The following is a 13,616-nucleotide window of genomic DNA, read 5'->3' as shown; positions in this document are numbered from 1 at the left end:
AGGTGTTTGGAAGACCGTTTACCCAAGGAAGTGGTCATCGCCCGACTTGATCGGGCGATCCAGTATCCCTGAGGCGGCTCGGCTCAAGCCGAGGTGCCGCGGCGTACTGGATGCCCCGGTCAAGCCGGGGCATGACAGTGGTGAATGCGGCAACCCTGCGCGCGCAGGACAAGGAACAACGGCATTGTTCGACAATCTGTCGGAACGGCTTGGTGGCATTCTCGATCGTCTGACGGGGCGCGGTGCGCTGACCGAAAAGGACGTCGACGCCGCGATGCGCGAAGTGCGCCGGGCGCTGCTGGAAGCCGACGTCGCGCTCGAGGTGGTGCGCAGCTTCACCGAGCGCGTCCGCGAGCAGGCGATCGGCGCCACCGTCGTCAAGTCGGTGACACCGGGCCAGATGGTGGTCAAGATCGTCCATGACGAGCTGATCAACACGCTCGGCGCCGAAAGCCAGACCATCGACGTCAATTCCGTGCCGCCGGTGCCGATCATGATGGTCGGCCTGCAGGGCTCGGGCAAAACCACCACCACCGCCAAGCTCGCCCGCCGCCTGGTCCAGCGCGACAAGCGCAAGGTGCTGATGGCCTCGCTCGACATCTATCGTCCGGCGGCGATGGAACAGCTGGCCGTGCTCGGCCGCGACCTCGACATTCCGACGCTGCCGATCGTGGCGGGGCAGCAGCCGCCGCAGATCGCGAAGCGTGCGCTGGAAGCCGGCAAGCTCGGCGGCTACGACATCGTGCTGCTCGATACCGCCGGCCGCACCACGCTCGACGAAGAGATGATGGCGGAAGCCGCCAGCATCAAAGCCGCGGCGAACCCGCATGAAGTGCTGCTGGTCGCCGATAGCCTCACCGGCCAGGACGCCGTCAACCTCGCGCGCGCGTTCGATCAGCGCGTCGGCCTCACCGGCATCGTTCTGACTCGTGTCGACGGCGACGGCCGCGGCGGCGCCGCGCTGTCGATGCGCGCCGTCACCGGCAAGCCGATCAAGCTGATCGGCACCGGCGAAAAGACCGATGCGCTGGAAGATTTTCACCCCGATCGTATCGCCGGCCGCATCCTCGGCATGGGCGACGTGGTCTCGCTGGTCGAGCGTGCCGCCGCCAACATCGACGCCGAAAAGGCCGCGCGCACTGCCGAGCGCATGCGCAAGGGTCAGTTCGATCTCAACGACATGCGCGAGCAGCTGTTGCAGATGGCGAACATGGGCGGCATCAGCGGCCTGATGGGCATGATGCCCGGCATCGCCAAGATGAAGAACCAGATCGCGGCTGCCGGCATCGACGACAAGATTTTGAAGCGCCAGGTCGCGGTGATCGATTCCATGACGCGCGACGAGCGCCGTCATCCCGATCTGCTCAAGGCCAGCCGCAAGAAGCGCATCGCTGCAGGTTCAGGCCAGAGCGTCGAGCAGGTCAACAAGCTGCTCAAAATGCACCGGAACATGGCCGACGTGATGAAGGCGATGGGCTCGGGCAAGCGCGGCCCGCTCGCCGGCATCGCGCAGGCGATGGGCTTTGGCGGCGGCATGAAGATGCCGTCGCCCGAAGAGATGAAGGCGATGCAGGAGAAGATGCAGAGCGGCGGCGGACAGGGTCTGCCCAGCCTGCCGAAGGATCTGCCGCCCGGTCTTCGCTCGGGCCTACCGAATTTGCCGGGGCTTACGGGCCTCAGCGGCAAGCCGACCCTTCCGGGGCTCGGCGGTTTTCCCGGCAAGAAGAAATGAGGAATTCGTCGCACGAGATTGCACTGGTCCCGCGCGGCGCGAAAATACCAATCAACCGAACAAAACGTACTTTGAAGGAGAACTGAATGTCCGTCGTTATCCGCCTCGCCCGCGCAGGCACCAAGAAGCGTCCCGTCTATCACGTCGTCGTCGCCGACTCGCGCTTCCCCCGCGATGGCCGCTTCATCGAGCGTCTCGGCTATTTCAACCCGCTGCTGCCGAAGGACAACGAGACCCGTCTGAAGCTCGACATGGACAAGGTGAAGGCCTGGCTCGCCAAGGGCGCGCAGCCGTCTGATCGCGTGTCCCGCTTCCTCGACGCCGCCGGCGTCAAGAAGCGCGAAGCCCGCAACAACCCCGAGAAGGCCGTGCCGCGCAAGGAGCGCAAGGCGCAGGCCGAAGCCGCCGCGAAGGGCTAAGGGTAAGACATGTCGGCGCTGGTCTGCGTCGCGCGGATCGGCGCCGCGCATGGGGTGCGCGGTGCGGTCAAACTATGGACCTTCACCGAAGATCCTTTTGCCGTGCGGCACTACGGCCCGTTGCTGTCCAAGGACGGCAAGCGCCAGTTCGAGGTCGCACAGGCACGCGAAGCCAAGGATCATCTGGTCGCGACGTTCAAGGGCGTCACGACCCGCGATGAGGCCGAGCGCCTCAACGGCATCGAGCTCTACGTCGCGCGCGAGAAACTGCCCGCGACGGACGAGGACGAATATTACCACACCGATCTGATCGGGCTCGCCGCCGTCACGACTGACGGCGATGCGCTCGGCCGGGTGCTCGCGATCCATAATTTCGGCGCCGGCGACATCATCGAGATCGCGCCGCTCAAGGGCCCGACGATGCTGCTGCCGTTTACGAACGCGGTGGTGCCCGAGGTCGATCTTGCCGGCGGACGCGTGGTGATTGCGCTGCCGCAGGAAATTGAAGGCGAGATCGAGGGCGAGGACGAAGGCAACGTGCCCTCCGCGAGTCGTCCCCGCGAAAACGGGGACCCATAACCACGAGGCGTGGTTTTTGGCTAAGCTGACTGCATGACAAACCCCTCACCCTGGCGCGCGACGGTGCTGACGCTGTTTCCGGAGATGTTTCCGGGGCCGCTCGGCGTGAGCCTGGCCGGCCGGGCGCTGGCTGGCGGGCTCTGGCAGCTCGAGGCGCGGGACATCCGGGCTTCGGCGACCGACCGCCACCGCAGCGTCGATGACACGCCGGCCGGCGGCGGGCCGGGCATGGTGCTGCGGGCGGATGTTTTGGCGGCGGCCATCGATGCCGCCGAAGGCGAGCCGGAGCGGCCGAAGCTCCTGATGAGCCCGCGTGGTCGGCCATTGACCCAGGCCCGCGTCCTGGAGCTCGCCAAAGGCCCCGGCCCCCTGATCGTTTGCGGGCGGTTCGAGGGGGTGGACCAGCGGGTGATCGACGGACGGGGCCTGGAGGAGGTCTCGATCGGCGATTACGTGCTTTCAGGCGGCGAAATCGCCGCTTTGGCGCTGATCGACGCCTGCGTCCGGCTGCTGCCCGGCGTGATGGGCAAGGAAGCCTCGGGAACCGAGGAAAGCTTTTCCGACGGTCTGCTCGAATACCCCCAATATACCCGCCCGCAGCTGTTCGAGGGGGCCCCGATCCCGGAGCTCCTCACCTCCGGCGACCACGCCAAGGTCGCCAGCTGGCGGCGCGCGCAATCCGAGGCCCTGACGGCGGCCCGGCGGCCCGATTTGTGGGCGCAGATCCCGGCCAAGCCCCCGAATCGGGCCGGCCGCCAAAAAACGCCAAAAAACAAGACAGACGGGTGACAAACGCTCCGGCTTGCCTTATAGGAGCGGCCAAATCCGCAATAGCTGGATCAACGAATTTCGCGCCGCCCCCGATCTGCGGCTGGGCGCGCCGATGGAGATTTACCCCATGAACCTGATCCAACAGCTCGAAAAAGAGCAGTTCGACAAGCTCTCCGCCACCAAGGAGATTCCGGAATTCGGTCCCGGCGACACCGTGATCGTCAACGTGAAGGTCGTCGAAGGCGACCGCACCCGCGTGCAGGCCTATGAAGGCGTCTGCATCGGCCGTTCTGGCGGTGGCCTCAACGAGAGCTTCACCGTTCGCAAGATTTCGTACGGCGAGGGTGTCGAGCGCGTATTCCCGGTGATGTCGCCGATGATCGACTCGATCAAGGTGGTGCGCCGCGGCAAGGTGCGTCGCGCCAAGCTCTATTATCTCCGCAGCCTTCGCGGCAAGTCCGCGCGTATCGTCGAGAAGACCGAGCACGCCAAGGCCGTCAACGAGTAAGCTCCGCTTACAGACGAGTTTCGGAAAGCGCGGGGCGAAACCCCGCGCTTTTTTGTTGCGTCAGCCGTGCGTGTCAAAGCCCTCGCGATTCCAAACCGGCCTGCTATATATTCCTAGAATGTTTCCAGATCTGACCAGCCTCTGCCCCGTCAAGCGCATCGTCATCGACGATCGCTCGCGGCTGCCCGGCCGGTTCTTCGGACGCTTTGCGACCTCGGCAACGTCAGAGCTTACGCGCGCAGCTTAAAGGCTGCGCTGACGATTTTGTTGCCCCGCGCGCCTGCCGCGCACATCCGCTGACACAACATTCTTCGGAGCTGACGCTCATGTCCAAGCCGACCACACTGTACGACAAGATCTGGAACGACCATCTGGTGCACGAAGCCGAGGACGGCACCTGCCTGCTCTATATCGACCGCCATCTGGTGCACGAGGTGACCTCGCCGCAGGCGTTCGAAGGCCTACGCGCCACCGGCCGCAAGGTCCACGCGCCGGAAAAGACGCTCGCCGTCGTCGACCACAACGTGCCGACCACCGACCGCACCAAACCGAATCCCGATCCTGAAAGCATCGAGCAGATCAAGGCGCTGGCGGACAACGCCAAGGAATTCGGCATCGAATATTACAACGAGTTCGACAAGCGCCAGGGTATCGTCCACGTCATCGGCCCCGAGCAGGGTTTTACCCTGCCCGGCACGACCATCGTCTGCGGTGACAGCCACACCTCGACGCATGGGGCATTCGGCGCGCTCGCGCACGGCATCGGTACATCAGAGGTCGAGCACGTGCTGGCGACGCAGACGCTGATCCAGAAGAAGGCGAAGAACATGCGCGTCACCGTCGATGGCAAATTGCCCGACGGCGTGACCGGCAAGGACATCATCCTCGCCATCATCGGCGAGATCGGCACCGCGGGCGGTACCGGCTACGTGCTGGAATACGCCGGCGACGCGATCCGTGCGCTCAGCATGGAAGGCCGCATGACGGTCTGCAACATGTCGATCGAAGGCGGCGCCCGCGCCGGTCTCGTTGCACCCGACCAGAAGGCTTACGACTTCCTGCGTGACCGTCCGAAGTCGCCGAAGGGCGCGGACTGGGATGCAGCGATGCGCTACTGGGAGCGCTTGCGCTCCGACGAGGGCGCGCATTTCGACCACGAGCTGCGGCTTGATGCCGCCAAGCTGCCGCCGATCGTGACCTGGGGCACCAGCCCTGAGGACGTGATCTCGGTGACCGGCATCGTGCCCGATCCCGACAAGATCGCGGACGAGGCCAAGCGTCTCTCCAAGCATCGCGCGCTGAAGTACATGGGCCTGACCGCGGGAACGAAGATCACCGACATCAAGCTCGACCGCGTCTTCATCGGCTCCTGCACCAACGGCCGTATCGAGGATTTGCGCGCCGCCGCGAAGATCGCGGAAGGCAAGCAGGTCTCTGGCAGCGTCAACGCCATGGTCGTGCCGGGTTCCGGCATCGTGAAGGAGCAGGCCGAGGCCGAGGGCCTCGACAAGATCTTCATCAAGGCCGGCTTCGAATGGCGCGAGCCCGGTTGCTCGATGTGCCTTGCCATGAACCCGGACAAGCTGGCGCCGGAAGAGCGCTGCGCCTCGACCTCGAACCGAAATTTCGAGGGCCGCCAGGGCTTCAAGGGCCGCACCCATCTGGTGTCGCCGGCGATGGCGGCGGCAGCCGCGATCGCGGGTCACTTCGTCGACGTGCGGGAATGGCGGTAAGCCACTCCCTGCAATTTGAGCTAACGCGGCAAACGGCCGTTAATCGCCGACGCCCACATTGTGTCCTCGCGAGCATTTCGCGAGGACACGCCTCATGGCCAACAAGCCTGAATATGTCGATCTGATCGGCGATGCCACGCGCCAGCACCGGCGGCGCGCAATGCCGCTGCGCGTCGCCGCCAAGCCTGAGGTCGAGGAGACCTCGAAGCTCAGCCGCTGGCCACCGGCGATGTTCCGGCAGTGGAAGATCGAGAACCTGATGCGGTGGAAGGCTTCGTCGTGGAAGCTGAGGGATTGGCTCTGAGTCAGGGATGAACAAAGGGCGCCGATGAGGCGCCCTTTTCACGTCGATGGTGCTTACCAATAACGGTAGGGATGGTGCCAGCGATGCCAGCGGCAGACGCGGCGCGGGCCGTAATAGGTCCAGATCACCCGGCAGCGGCGCGGATAGTGGTAATAGGGATAATAGCCGCCGTAATAGCGCCGGTGGAAATGGCGATAGCCGTAGTGCGGGCGATAATGACCCCAGTGACGGTGATAGCCGCCACCGTATCCGCCGTAGCGGACGCCGCCATAGCGATAGCCGCCGACATGACCGTGGAAAGCCGGCGCGGCGCGGAAGCCGCCGACATGACCGCCGTGAAATCCACCGCCGCGGAATCCGCCGATATGGCCTCCGCCACCATGGAAGCCGCCACCGCGGAAACCTCCGCCGTGAAAACCGCCACCACCATGCCCACCGCCGCCGTGACGAACCTGCGTGACGAGATCGTCGGCCGCAGCCTTCGTCGCGGGTGACGTCGCCGGATTGATCAAGGTCAGCGCTTCAGCGCGACGCGCGGGCCCGGCTGACAGCATCAGCGTCGCGGCCGCGGCAATCCCGAGCAAGCGCATCGGGCTTGCCTTGCGACCTAATATCCCAAGCATGGAATCCTCCCTGAATATCGACAGCAGAGTTGCGACGCGACGTCTGGCCGCGCCATCGCTGTTCAATGACGGTCGCTCCCGGGATTAAATTGAAGACAGCGATGTGAACGCCCCATGAATGAACGGCGCTGGCGACTGCGATGCGACGCAGCGCCGCAAGGAACGGAGTTTTGGAGATGACTGTCTACGCAATTGCGCAACTGAAGATGACGGACCGCGCCGCCTATGATCGCTATCAGGCGCGGTTCTTCGACGTATTCAAGAAGTACGATGGGCGTCTGCTCGCTGCCGATGAGCATCCGCGCGTGCTCGAAGGTGCATGGCCGCATGACAAGCCCGTCATGATGTCGTTCCCCGACGAGGCCGCTTTCCTCGCCTTCTCGAACTCACCTGAGTACGAAGACATCTCGCGCGACCGCAAAGCGGGCGCGCAGGCGACGGTGCTGCTGGTCAAGGGATTTGCGCCCCGGTTAGCGGATCACCAGAACGGCCCGTAGCCGAATACGAACGGTGCGGGCACGCCGTAGGGATAGGGACGGTAGGTGACCGGCCGCGCGTAATAGCGAGGATCATGGCGCACGGCAGGCCGCACGACGTCATGGGTTCGCGCGTGTCGTCGCACATCGAAAACCGCGATCCCCGCCGAGGCCTCCGGCGTCGCCACCCTTGGGGCCGCGGAAGCGCGAGGCAGGCCCGTGGCAAGTGCGACGGCAACGGCCAATGCAATCCATCTCGCCATGACGACCCTCACGAGGCCTCCGCGCTGCGCATTGGCGTGGACGCTGAACCTGGCGTCAGCCCCTGCGCCAGTAGCAGTGCATATGCGGCACGATCACCGTGCCGCTCGGCCGGAATTCCTGCACATAGGTGGCGTTGCACTCGCGGACCGCGTCGGGACCCGGATTGTAGCGCGGATAGACGCCATCGGGGCTGTAATAGGGCGTGACGCGCAGCCGCGGCGGAGGCCGCCTGCGCGGCGGCGGAGCGTCCTCGGGTGAGGTCGCCTGGGCCATCTGGACCTCGGCGCCGACGGTCTGAGCCTGAACGCCACCGCAAGACTGCGAAAACAACCCCATGCACAGTAGCGTCAGCGCTGTTTTCGCTCGCATTTTTCCGCCCACCTGAACCGTCCCATTCGAGGCCTAGGCTCCCCGTTTTGGCGGCGCCCGTCAACCTTGCCGCGCTTATAAAGCTGGATGCATCGCCGCGGAACCCGCGCTAAGACGGCTCCATGTGGACAGATTTGAAAGCGCCCTCGCTGGCCGAGATGGAAGCGACGGCCCATGACATCTTCGAGCGCCTGCCGGCGGAGTTTCGCAAGCTGTGCGAGGGCGTGATCATCCGCGTCGACGACTTCCCGACCGAGGAGGTCCTCGACGAGATGGACTGCGAGAGCGAGTTCGACCTGCTCGGCCTGTTCCAGGGGGTCGGCCTGCCGCAGCAGAGTTTTGGCGACGTGGCGCGGCTGCCCAACATGGTCTGGCTCTACCGCCGCCCGATTCTGGACTACTGGGCCGAGCACGACGAGAGCCTCGGCCATATCGTCCGCCACGTCCTGATCCACGAGATCGGCCACCATTTCGGCCTCTCGGACGACGATATGGCGGCGATTGAGGCGCGGCCGGAGTAGAGCGGCCAGGAAGGTGCGCTCCCTCGCCCGCTTGCGGGAGAGGGCTGGGGAGAGGGTGTCGCCGCAATGGGACAGTCCCCTCGTGGAGAACCCTCACCCGCGCCTCCGGCGCGACCTCTCCCGCAAGCGGGAGAGGTAAGGCAGCCCTGCCCAATTCGGCCTAGGATTCGGACGTCGATCGCGATAAATAACCGGTTCCCCTGAACCACCCCCGGGAAAGCGCAACCATGGATAAATTCACCACGCTGGAAGGCGTCGCGGCGCCGCTGAAGATCATCAATGTCGACACCGACATGATCATTCCGAAGCAGTACCTCAAGACCATCAAGCGCACCGGCCTTGGCAAGGGGCTCTTCTCCGAGCAGCGCTACAAGGACGACGGCAGCGAGAACCCGGATTTCGTCCTCAACCAGTCCGCCTATCGGAATGCGAAGGTGCTGGTTGCCGGCGACAATTTCGGCTGCGGCTCGAGCCGCGAGCACGCGCCCTGGGCGCTGCTCGACTTCGGCATCCGCTGCGTGATCTCGACCTCGTTCGGTGACATCTTCTACAACAATTGCTTCAAGAACGGCATTCTGCCGATCCGCGTCTCGCAGGAAGACCTCGACAAGCTGTTCGACGACGCCGAGCGCGGCGCCAACGCGACGCTGACGATCGACCTGCCGAACCAGGAGATTCGCGGTCCCGACGGCGGCAAGGTCAAGTTCGAGATCGATCCGTTCCGCAAGCACTGCCTGATCAACGGCCTCGACGACATCGGCCTCACGATGGAGAAGAAGTCCTCGATCGACACCTATGAGGACAAGCTCAAGCGCGAACGCGCCTGGGCCTGATCGCACGTTTTTCGTCCGAGCCCCGGTGCCACAAGCGCCGGGGCTTTTTCTTTGTTCGTGTTATCCCGTATAGCTGCACGCATGCTGCTCGAGATCGTCACCTTCTGGCACGGCCCGATGGATGCGCTGCGCCAGACCTGTCTGCGCTCGCAGCTCGCGGCCGGCCACAAGGTCACGGTCTACAGCTTCGACACCATTCCCGGCCTGCCGCCGGGCGTCGCGAATGCGGAAGCCGAGGCGATCCTGCCGCACGCGTTCTCGGAACGGCTGCGACCGCCGCAGCCGGACGGAAGCTGGCGCGACTGGACCACGCTGCAGTTCAGCGACTTCTTCCGCATGAAGCTGATGGCGAAGGGCCTCGGCCTCTGGCTCGACGCCGACGTGCTGCTGCTGAGACCCGTCGAGATCGATCCCGCAAAGCCCTATTTCGCCTGGGAGCGGCCGCGCCAGCTCGGCAATTCCGTGATCTATCTGCCGGCGCAGCACGGCATCGTCGCCGCCTTCGAGGAGTTGATGGAGCAGGAGGAGCTGACGCCGAACTGGCTGTCGCTGCGCCATCGCATCACCTTCATGATGCGCCGCCTGCGCGGCGGCTCGGACCGCCTCTCCGACATTCGCGTCGCGATCTTTGGGCCGGCGGCGCTCACTGCGCTCGCGCGCCGCACCGGCGAATTGCAAAACGCGCTACCAAAGCAGTCGTTCTACGCCGTGCATGCCGAGCCAAAGCTGTTCTTCGATCCCTCGAGCTATCTCGGCCTCGTCACCGACCCCGCCATCATCGGCCTGCACATCTCGCCCAAGGGCCGCGGCGGCGAGAAGCCGATTCCGGGGAGCCTGTACGCGTGGGCGACGGAGAGATTCGCGTAGCTCTGTTCTTCGCGCGGCGCCCTCGTGCCCCGGACGCAGCGCAGCGCCCTTCAGCGGTGCGCTGCTGAGCCGGGGCCCATGCCTCAAAGAACTGGATCCCGGCTCTGCGCAGCAGCGTTTCACGCTGCAGCGCGTCCGGGACACGAGGGCGATTTCCACTTCTCAATTTGATCCAGCGCAACGCGCTCCTGCATCATTGTGCCTAACCTTGCTCCAATTCCGCCGTTCGAATGGAGCTTCTCATGAGCACCGCAAGCAGGCCTTATCCCATCGTTCAGGATCTCATCGACTCCTTTGCGAGCTGGCTGAAGCACCGCCGCGAGATGAACGAGATGCGGCAGCTCGATCGCGCCGATTTCGACCGCATCGCGAGCGATCTCAGGATCGCGCCTGACGATCTGGAGGAACTGGTCCGCCACGGCAAGCACGCCGCCGACGAGCTGCCGAAAATGCTGGAGCAGCTCGGCATCAATGCCGAAGGGCTCGGCCGCGCGCAGCCGCTGCTGCTGCGCGACATGGAGCGGGTCTGCTCGCTCTGCAATCACAAGGGACAATGCGACCGCGACCTCGCCGACGGCACCGCCGCGGAGAATTTTCACGGTTATTGCGGAAATGCCTCGACACTGGAGTCGCTCGATCGCGCCGAGATCGTGCCGCGCTAACTCGCGCGGAAGATTCCACGCGCCGCGCACTCCTCGATCCCTGCCTTGGATGGGCATGGATGTCTGCTCTACCGCTGATAGCGGCGTATGGCAGAGCTCCCTCAGAGGTCCGCGTTGACACCAAGGGCAGACTCACGTGCTGCCGCAACCGTCACTGGTCGATCACTCGTGGGCACCTCGTCGAGCGGCGAGATCGTGAATAGTATGACGAATGCAGATTTTGCCTGCAGGCGGACGCCCGCAATTGTCCGTACTTGATCTCGACCAATGGCTCTGTTTGGATGATGGCCGTTCCGCAATTCGTATCTCGTATCTCGGATCATCATGGTGAATGAAATCGATGGATTCCGTCGTTCATTGAGTGCCAGATCACAAGAGAGCATCGTGACCGCCCACCGCGCCGGCATTGGGAATCGGCTGCTGGCGGCGTTACCGCCGGCGGATCTCGGTTTGCTCACGCCCTACTTCCAGAAGGTCTCGTTCGAACCCGATGCCGTCCTGGTGCGGTCGGGCGATGAGCTCGACCCGGTTTATTTTCCCCATAGCGGCGCAATCGCCTTCATGCTCGATATGCCGGACGGGCAAACGGTCGCAACCACCTTGATGGGACGGGAAGGCGCTTTGGCCTCGTTCTCCGTGCTCGGCCCATCGCTTTCATCCGTGACGGCGATTGCTCGCGTGGCCGGCACAGCATCACTGATTTCCGCCGCCAAGTTTCGGGCTGCCTTTGCGCAAAGCGCCGCCATCAGGAACGTCGTGCAGGTCCACGCCCGCGCGGTGTTGTTGCAGCTCCAGCACGTAGCCGCTTGCAACGCGCTGCACCGGGTGGATGGCCGCATGGCGCGGTGGCTCCTGCAGCTTCACGACCGCGTTCCTGATGACCTTCTTCCGGTGACTCAGGAGGCGCTTGCGCAATTGCTTGGGGTGCGGCGAACGACCGTAACTCTGACGATGAGCAAGCTGCGCGAGGCCGGCGCCGTCCCGTCGGACCGGCGTGGGTTTGTAGAGATCAATCGGGCGCGGCTCGAAAAGGTCGCATGCGATTGTTATGCGCTCATGCAGCGCAAGATCGATCGGATGTACTGCGAGGAATTGGCCGCACCGTCCCCTGCTCCTGGCGAACAGAAGATTGCCGTTTGTAGCGGAAAAGCGGATATCGCTATTTCGAGTTGACGCCTCAGCCCTTCCCCATCGCCGCGATCGCATCCGCGATCTCGATCGTGCGCCTCGCCATGTCGGCGTGCAGGCGTTCCACCATTGCGCCATCCAGACGGATCGCGCCGCGCGAGACGTTCTCCGGCAATTCGAACGCCGCGATGATCTTTCGCGCGCGCGCGACGTCCTCTTCCGGCGGGGTGAAGATCGCGTTGCAGGCGTCGATCTGCGAGGGATGGATCAACGTCTTGCCGTCAAAGCCGAGGTCGCGCGCTTGCGCGCATTCGGTGGCGAAGCCGTCGGAATTGGCGATGTCGCTGTAGGGGCCGTCGAGAATCTCGAGGCCGTGGGCGCGCGTCGCCAGGATGCAGTGCGTGATCATCGGGATCATCGCGGCGCGGCCGGGCAGCATCTTGATCCGCGTCTCACGCGAGATGTCGTTCGGACCGAACACGAAGCCCGACAGGCGGCTCGATGGATCGCGCCCGGCGGCAGCGAGTTCCTCTGCATGCAGCACGGCGCGCGCGGTCTCGATCATGGCCCAGACTTTCACGGTCGGCGCGGCGCCGAGATCGGCGAGGTGGCGGCCGATGGTCTGGAGATCCTCGATGCTTGAAACTTTCGGAACCAGGATGCCATCCGGCGAGGCCTTGGCCGCCATCGCGACGTCATCCGCCCACCATTGCGTGTCGAGGCCATTGGTCCGGATCAGGATCTCGCGCTTGCCAAACCCCTTGGCCGCCATCGCGGCGGTGATGCCCTCGCGCGCCGCGGCCTTGGCATCGGGCGCAACCGAATCTTCCAGATCGAGGATCAGGCCGTCGGCGGGCAGATTGCGCGCCTTCTCCAGCGCGCGGGGGTTGGAGCCGGGCATGAACAGATGGCTGCGGCGCGGGCGGGTCATGCGAGCGTTCCTTCCGGTTTCCTCGTCTGTATTCTGGAGCATGATCCCGGAAAAGTGTGCGGCGGTTTTCCGCAAGGATCATGCTCAAACAACAAACCAAGCCGATAGCACTTGGCCTGCCTATTCGAAAGGCTTGTTCGCCCCTGCGGTCTATGATTAGGCATAGGCCATGACATTCCCAGAGCATTTGCTGGAAGGCTACAAGGCCTTCGCCACCCAGCGGCTGCCGACCGAGCAGACCCGCTACCGCGAGCTGTCGGTGAAGGGGCAGTTCCCGGAAGTCATGGTGATCGGCTGTTGCGACAGCCGCGTCTCGCCGGAGGTGATCTTCGACGTCGGCCCGGGCGAATTGTTCGTGGTCCGCAACATCGCCAATCTGGTGCCGGTGTATCAGCCCGACGGCAATGCGCATGGCGTCTCGGCGGCGCTGGAATATGCGGTGACGGTGCTGAAGGTGAAGCACATCGTGGTGCTCGGCCACGCGCAATGCGGCGGCATCCGCGCCTTCGTCGACAAGATCGAGCCGCTCACCCCCGGCGACTTCATCGGCAAATGGATGCAGATGTTCATCAAGCCCGGCGAAGTGGTCGAGCAGCGCGACCACGAGAGCATGGCGCAATTCGTCGAGCGGATCGAGAAGGCCGCGGTGTTCCGCAGCCTGGAAAACCTGATGACCTTCCCATTCGTCCGCAAGGCCGTGGACGCTGGCCTGATGCAGACCCACGGCGCCTATTTCGGCGTCGCCGAGGGATCGCTGTTCGTGCTGGACAAGGCGAGCAAGGAATTCAAGAACGCGCGAAGCATGGCGTAAGCCTGCTTCGGCGCGGTTTGACTTCGTAGGGTGGGCAAAGCGAAGCGTGCCCACCACCTGTTTCAATCGAGAAAGATGGTGGGCA

The 13,616-nt window shown here is 64.4% G+C and carries 18 protein-coding genes; 14 read left to right on the top strand and 4 right to left on the bottom strand.

Features of this window, described 5'->3' with window-relative positions:
- Positions 1 to 184 precede the first annotated feature (184 nt).
- From ffh to I3J27_RS01775, 7 genes are all read left to right on the top strand, one after another.
- Complete coding sequence (ffh, locus tag I3J27_RS01805) at positions 185 to 1,732, top strand: signal recognition particle protein (RefSeq protein WP_270164563.1); 1,548 nt, start codon at positions 185 to 187, stop codon at positions 1,730 to 1,732.
- An 86-nt stretch (positions 1,733 to 1,818) separates the two neighbouring features.
- Positions 1,819 to 2,151, top strand: coding sequence for a 30S ribosomal protein S16 (gene rpsP, locus I3J27_RS01800; protein ID WP_014438992.1), 333 nt, complete (start codon positions 1,819 to 1,821; stop codon positions 2,149 to 2,151).
- Between the two features lie 9 nt (positions 2,152 to 2,160).
- On the top strand, positions 2,161 to 2,730 hold the full coding sequence (rimM, locus tag I3J27_RS01795) for a ribosome maturation factor RimM (protein ID WP_270164554.1): 570 nt from the start codon (positions 2,161 to 2,163) through the stop codon (positions 2,728 to 2,730).
- A gap of 33 nt (positions 2,731 to 2,763) precedes the next feature.
- Positions 2,764 to 3,519: a tRNA (guanosine(37)-N1)-methyltransferase TrmD gene (gene trmD / locus I3J27_RS01790; protein WP_270164552.1), complete on the top strand. Its 756-nt coding sequence runs from the start codon at positions 2,764 to 2,766 to the stop codon at positions 3,517 to 3,519.
- A gap of 109 nt (positions 3,520 to 3,628) precedes the next feature.
- Positions 3,629 to 4,009 (top strand): 50S ribosomal protein L19, encoded by a 381-nt coding sequence (gene rplS, locus I3J27_RS01785; RefSeq protein ID WP_091964989.1) that lies wholly within the window; start codon positions 3,629 to 3,631, stop codon positions 4,007 to 4,009.
- Positions 4,010 to 4,335: 326 nt separating this feature from the next.
- Positions 4,336 to 5,742: a 3-isopropylmalate dehydratase large subunit gene (gene leuC / locus I3J27_RS01780; protein ID WP_270164548.1), complete on the top strand. Its 1,407-nt coding sequence runs from the start codon at positions 4,336 to 4,338 to the stop codon at positions 5,740 to 5,742.
- A 94-nt stretch (positions 5,743 to 5,836) separates the two neighbouring features.
- Positions 5,837 to 6,046, top strand: a complete 210-nt coding sequence (locus tag I3J27_RS01775) for a hypothetical protein (RefSeq protein ID WP_270164546.1) — start codon at positions 5,837 to 5,839, stop codon at positions 6,044 to 6,046.
- A 53-nt stretch (positions 6,047 to 6,099) separates the two neighbouring features.
- Here the strand turns inward: I3J27_RS01775 and I3J27_RS01770 are convergent, their stop codons facing one another.
- The gene (locus I3J27_RS01770; protein WP_270164544.1) at positions 6,100 to 6,669 is read right to left on the bottom strand and encodes a hypothetical protein; all 570 of its coding nucleotides are present in this window, start codon (positions 6,667 to 6,669) and stop codon (positions 6,100 to 6,102) included.
- Between the two features lie 176 nt (positions 6,670 to 6,845).
- Here I3J27_RS01770 and I3J27_RS01765 point away from each other — a divergent pair, with 176 nt between their 5' ends.
- The gene (locus tag I3J27_RS01765) at positions 6,846 to 7,166 is read left to right on the top strand and encodes a DUF1330 domain-containing protein (protein ID WP_270173015.1); all 321 of its coding nucleotides are present in this window, start codon (positions 6,846 to 6,848) and stop codon (positions 7,164 to 7,166) included.
- On the opposite strand, the gene I3J27_RS01760 is transcribed toward I3J27_RS01765, so the two are convergent.
- Both I3J27_RS01760 and I3J27_RS01755 read right to left on the bottom strand, forming a co-directional pair.
- Positions 7,148 to 7,408, bottom strand: coding sequence for a hypothetical protein (locus tag I3J27_RS01760; RefSeq protein WP_270164542.1), 261 nt, complete (start codon positions 7,406 to 7,408; stop codon positions 7,148 to 7,150). The genes I3J27_RS01765 and I3J27_RS01760 overlap by 19 nt on opposite strands.
- A 55-nt stretch (positions 7,409 to 7,463) precedes the next feature.
- On the bottom strand, positions 7,464 to 7,745 hold the full coding sequence (locus I3J27_RS01755; protein WP_270173014.1) for a hypothetical protein: 282 nt from the start codon (positions 7,743 to 7,745) through the stop codon (positions 7,464 to 7,466).
- 155 nt (positions 7,746 to 7,900) lie between these two features.
- On the opposite strand from I3J27_RS01755, the gene I3J27_RS01750 reads away from it, so the two are divergent.
- From I3J27_RS01750 to I3J27_RS01730, 5 genes are all read left to right on the top strand, one after another.
- Positions 7,901 to 8,299 (top strand): metallopeptidase family protein, encoded by a 399-nt coding sequence (locus I3J27_RS01750; RefSeq protein WP_270164540.1) that lies wholly within the window; start codon positions 7,901 to 7,903, stop codon positions 8,297 to 8,299.
- A 227-nt stretch (positions 8,300 to 8,526) separates the two neighbouring features.
- Positions 8,527 to 9,132, top strand: a complete 606-nt coding sequence (gene leuD, locus I3J27_RS01745) for a 3-isopropylmalate dehydratase small subunit (RefSeq protein ID WP_092261454.1) — start codon at positions 8,527 to 8,529, stop codon at positions 9,130 to 9,132.
- 81 nt (positions 9,133 to 9,213) lie between these two features.
- Positions 9,214 to 9,999, top strand: a complete 786-nt coding sequence (locus I3J27_RS01740; RefSeq protein WP_270164536.1) for a glycosyltransferase family 32 protein — start codon at positions 9,214 to 9,216, stop codon at positions 9,997 to 9,999.
- A 242-nt stretch (positions 10,000 to 10,241) separates the two neighbouring features.
- Complete coding sequence (locus I3J27_RS01735; protein ID WP_270164502.1) at positions 10,242 to 10,661, top strand: hypothetical protein; 420 nt, start codon at positions 10,242 to 10,244, stop codon at positions 10,659 to 10,661.
- Between the two features lie 324 nt (positions 10,662 to 10,985).
- A complete protein-coding gene (locus I3J27_RS01730) occupies positions 10,986 to 11,834 on the top strand; it encodes a Crp/Fnr family transcriptional regulator (RefSeq protein WP_270164494.1) in 849 nt (282 codons plus the stop codon).
- A 4-nt stretch (positions 11,835 to 11,838) separates the two neighbouring features.
- On the opposite strand, the gene I3J27_RS01725 is transcribed toward I3J27_RS01730, so the two are convergent.
- Complete coding sequence (locus I3J27_RS01725) at positions 11,839 to 12,720, bottom strand: HpcH/HpaI aldolase/citrate lyase family protein (RefSeq protein ID WP_270164492.1); 882 nt, start codon at positions 12,718 to 12,720, stop codon at positions 11,839 to 11,841.
- Between the two features lie 169 nt (positions 12,721 to 12,889).
- On the opposite strand from I3J27_RS01725, the gene I3J27_RS01720 reads away from it, so the two are divergent.
- On the top strand, positions 12,890 to 13,531 hold the full coding sequence (locus I3J27_RS01720; protein WP_270164491.1) for a carbonic anhydrase: 642 nt from the start codon (positions 12,890 to 12,892) through the stop codon (positions 13,529 to 13,531).
- Positions 13,532 to 13,616 lie beyond the last annotated feature (85 nt).

Source organism: Bradyrhizobium xenonodulans, assembly GCF_027594865.1.
In the GTDB taxonomy this organism is placed as follows: Bacteria; Pseudomonadota; Alphaproteobacteria; order Rhizobiales; family Xanthobacteraceae; genus Bradyrhizobium; species Bradyrhizobium xenonodulans.
The sequence above is the reverse complement of the archived record's forward strand: the minus strand, read 5'-3'. Positions and strand labels throughout refer to the sequence as shown.

Coding starts and splice junctions, on each gene's coding strand:
- rpsP (WP_014438992.1), top strand. CDS start 1,819: ATGTCCGTCGTTATCCGCCTCGCCCGCGCAGGCACCAAGAAGCGTCCC.
- rimM (WP_270164554.1), top strand. CDS start 2,161: ATGTCGGCGCTGGTCTGCGTCGCGCGGATCGGCGCCGCGCATGGGGTG.
- trmD (WP_270164552.1), top strand. CDS start 2,764: ATGACAAACCCCTCACCCTGGCGCGCGACGGTGCTGACGCTGTTTCCG.
- rplS (WP_091964989.1), top strand. CDS start 3,629: ATGAACCTGATCCAACAGCTCGAAAAAGAGCAGTTCGACAAGCTCTCC.
- leuC (WP_270164548.1), top strand. CDS start 4,336: ATGTCCAAGCCGACCACACTGTACGACAAGATCTGGAACGACCATCTG.
- I3J27_RS01775 (WP_270164546.1), top strand. CDS start 5,837: ATGGCCAACAAGCCTGAATATGTCGATCTGATCGGCGATGCCACGCGC.
- I3J27_RS01770 (WP_270164544.1), bottom strand. CDS start 6,669: ATGCTTGGGATATTAGGTCGCAAGGCAAGCCCGATGCGCTTGCTCGGG.
- I3J27_RS01765 (WP_270173015.1), top strand. CDS start 6,846: ATGACTGTCTACGCAATTGCGCAACTGAAGATGACGGACCGCGCCGCC.
- I3J27_RS01760 (WP_270164542.1), bottom strand. CDS start 7,408: ATGGCGAGATGGATTGCATTGGCCGTTGCCGTCGCACTTGCCACGGGC.
- I3J27_RS01755 (WP_270173014.1), bottom strand. CDS start 7,745: ATGGGGTTGTTTTCGCAGTCTTGCGGTGGCGTTCAGGCTCAGACCGTC.
- I3J27_RS01750 (WP_270164540.1), top strand. CDS start 7,901: ATGTGGACAGATTTGAAAGCGCCCTCGCTGGCCGAGATGGAAGCGACG.
- leuD (WP_092261454.1), top strand. CDS start 8,527: ATGGATAAATTCACCACGCTGGAAGGCGTCGCGGCGCCGCTGAAGATC.
- I3J27_RS01740 (WP_270164536.1), top strand. CDS start 9,214: ATGCTGCTCGAGATCGTCACCTTCTGGCACGGCCCGATGGATGCGCTG.
- I3J27_RS01735 (WP_270164502.1), top strand. CDS start 10,242: ATGAGCACCGCAAGCAGGCCTTATCCCATCGTTCAGGATCTCATCGAC.
- I3J27_RS01730 (WP_270164494.1), top strand. CDS start 10,986: ATGGTGAATGAAATCGATGGATTCCGTCGTTCATTGAGTGCCAGATCA.
- I3J27_RS01725 (WP_270164492.1), bottom strand. CDS start 12,720: ATGACCCGCCCGCGCCGCAGCCATCTGTTCATGCCCGGCTCCAACCCC.
- I3J27_RS01720 (WP_270164491.1), top strand. CDS start 12,890: ATGACATTCCCAGAGCATTTGCTGGAAGGCTACAAGGCCTTCGCCACC.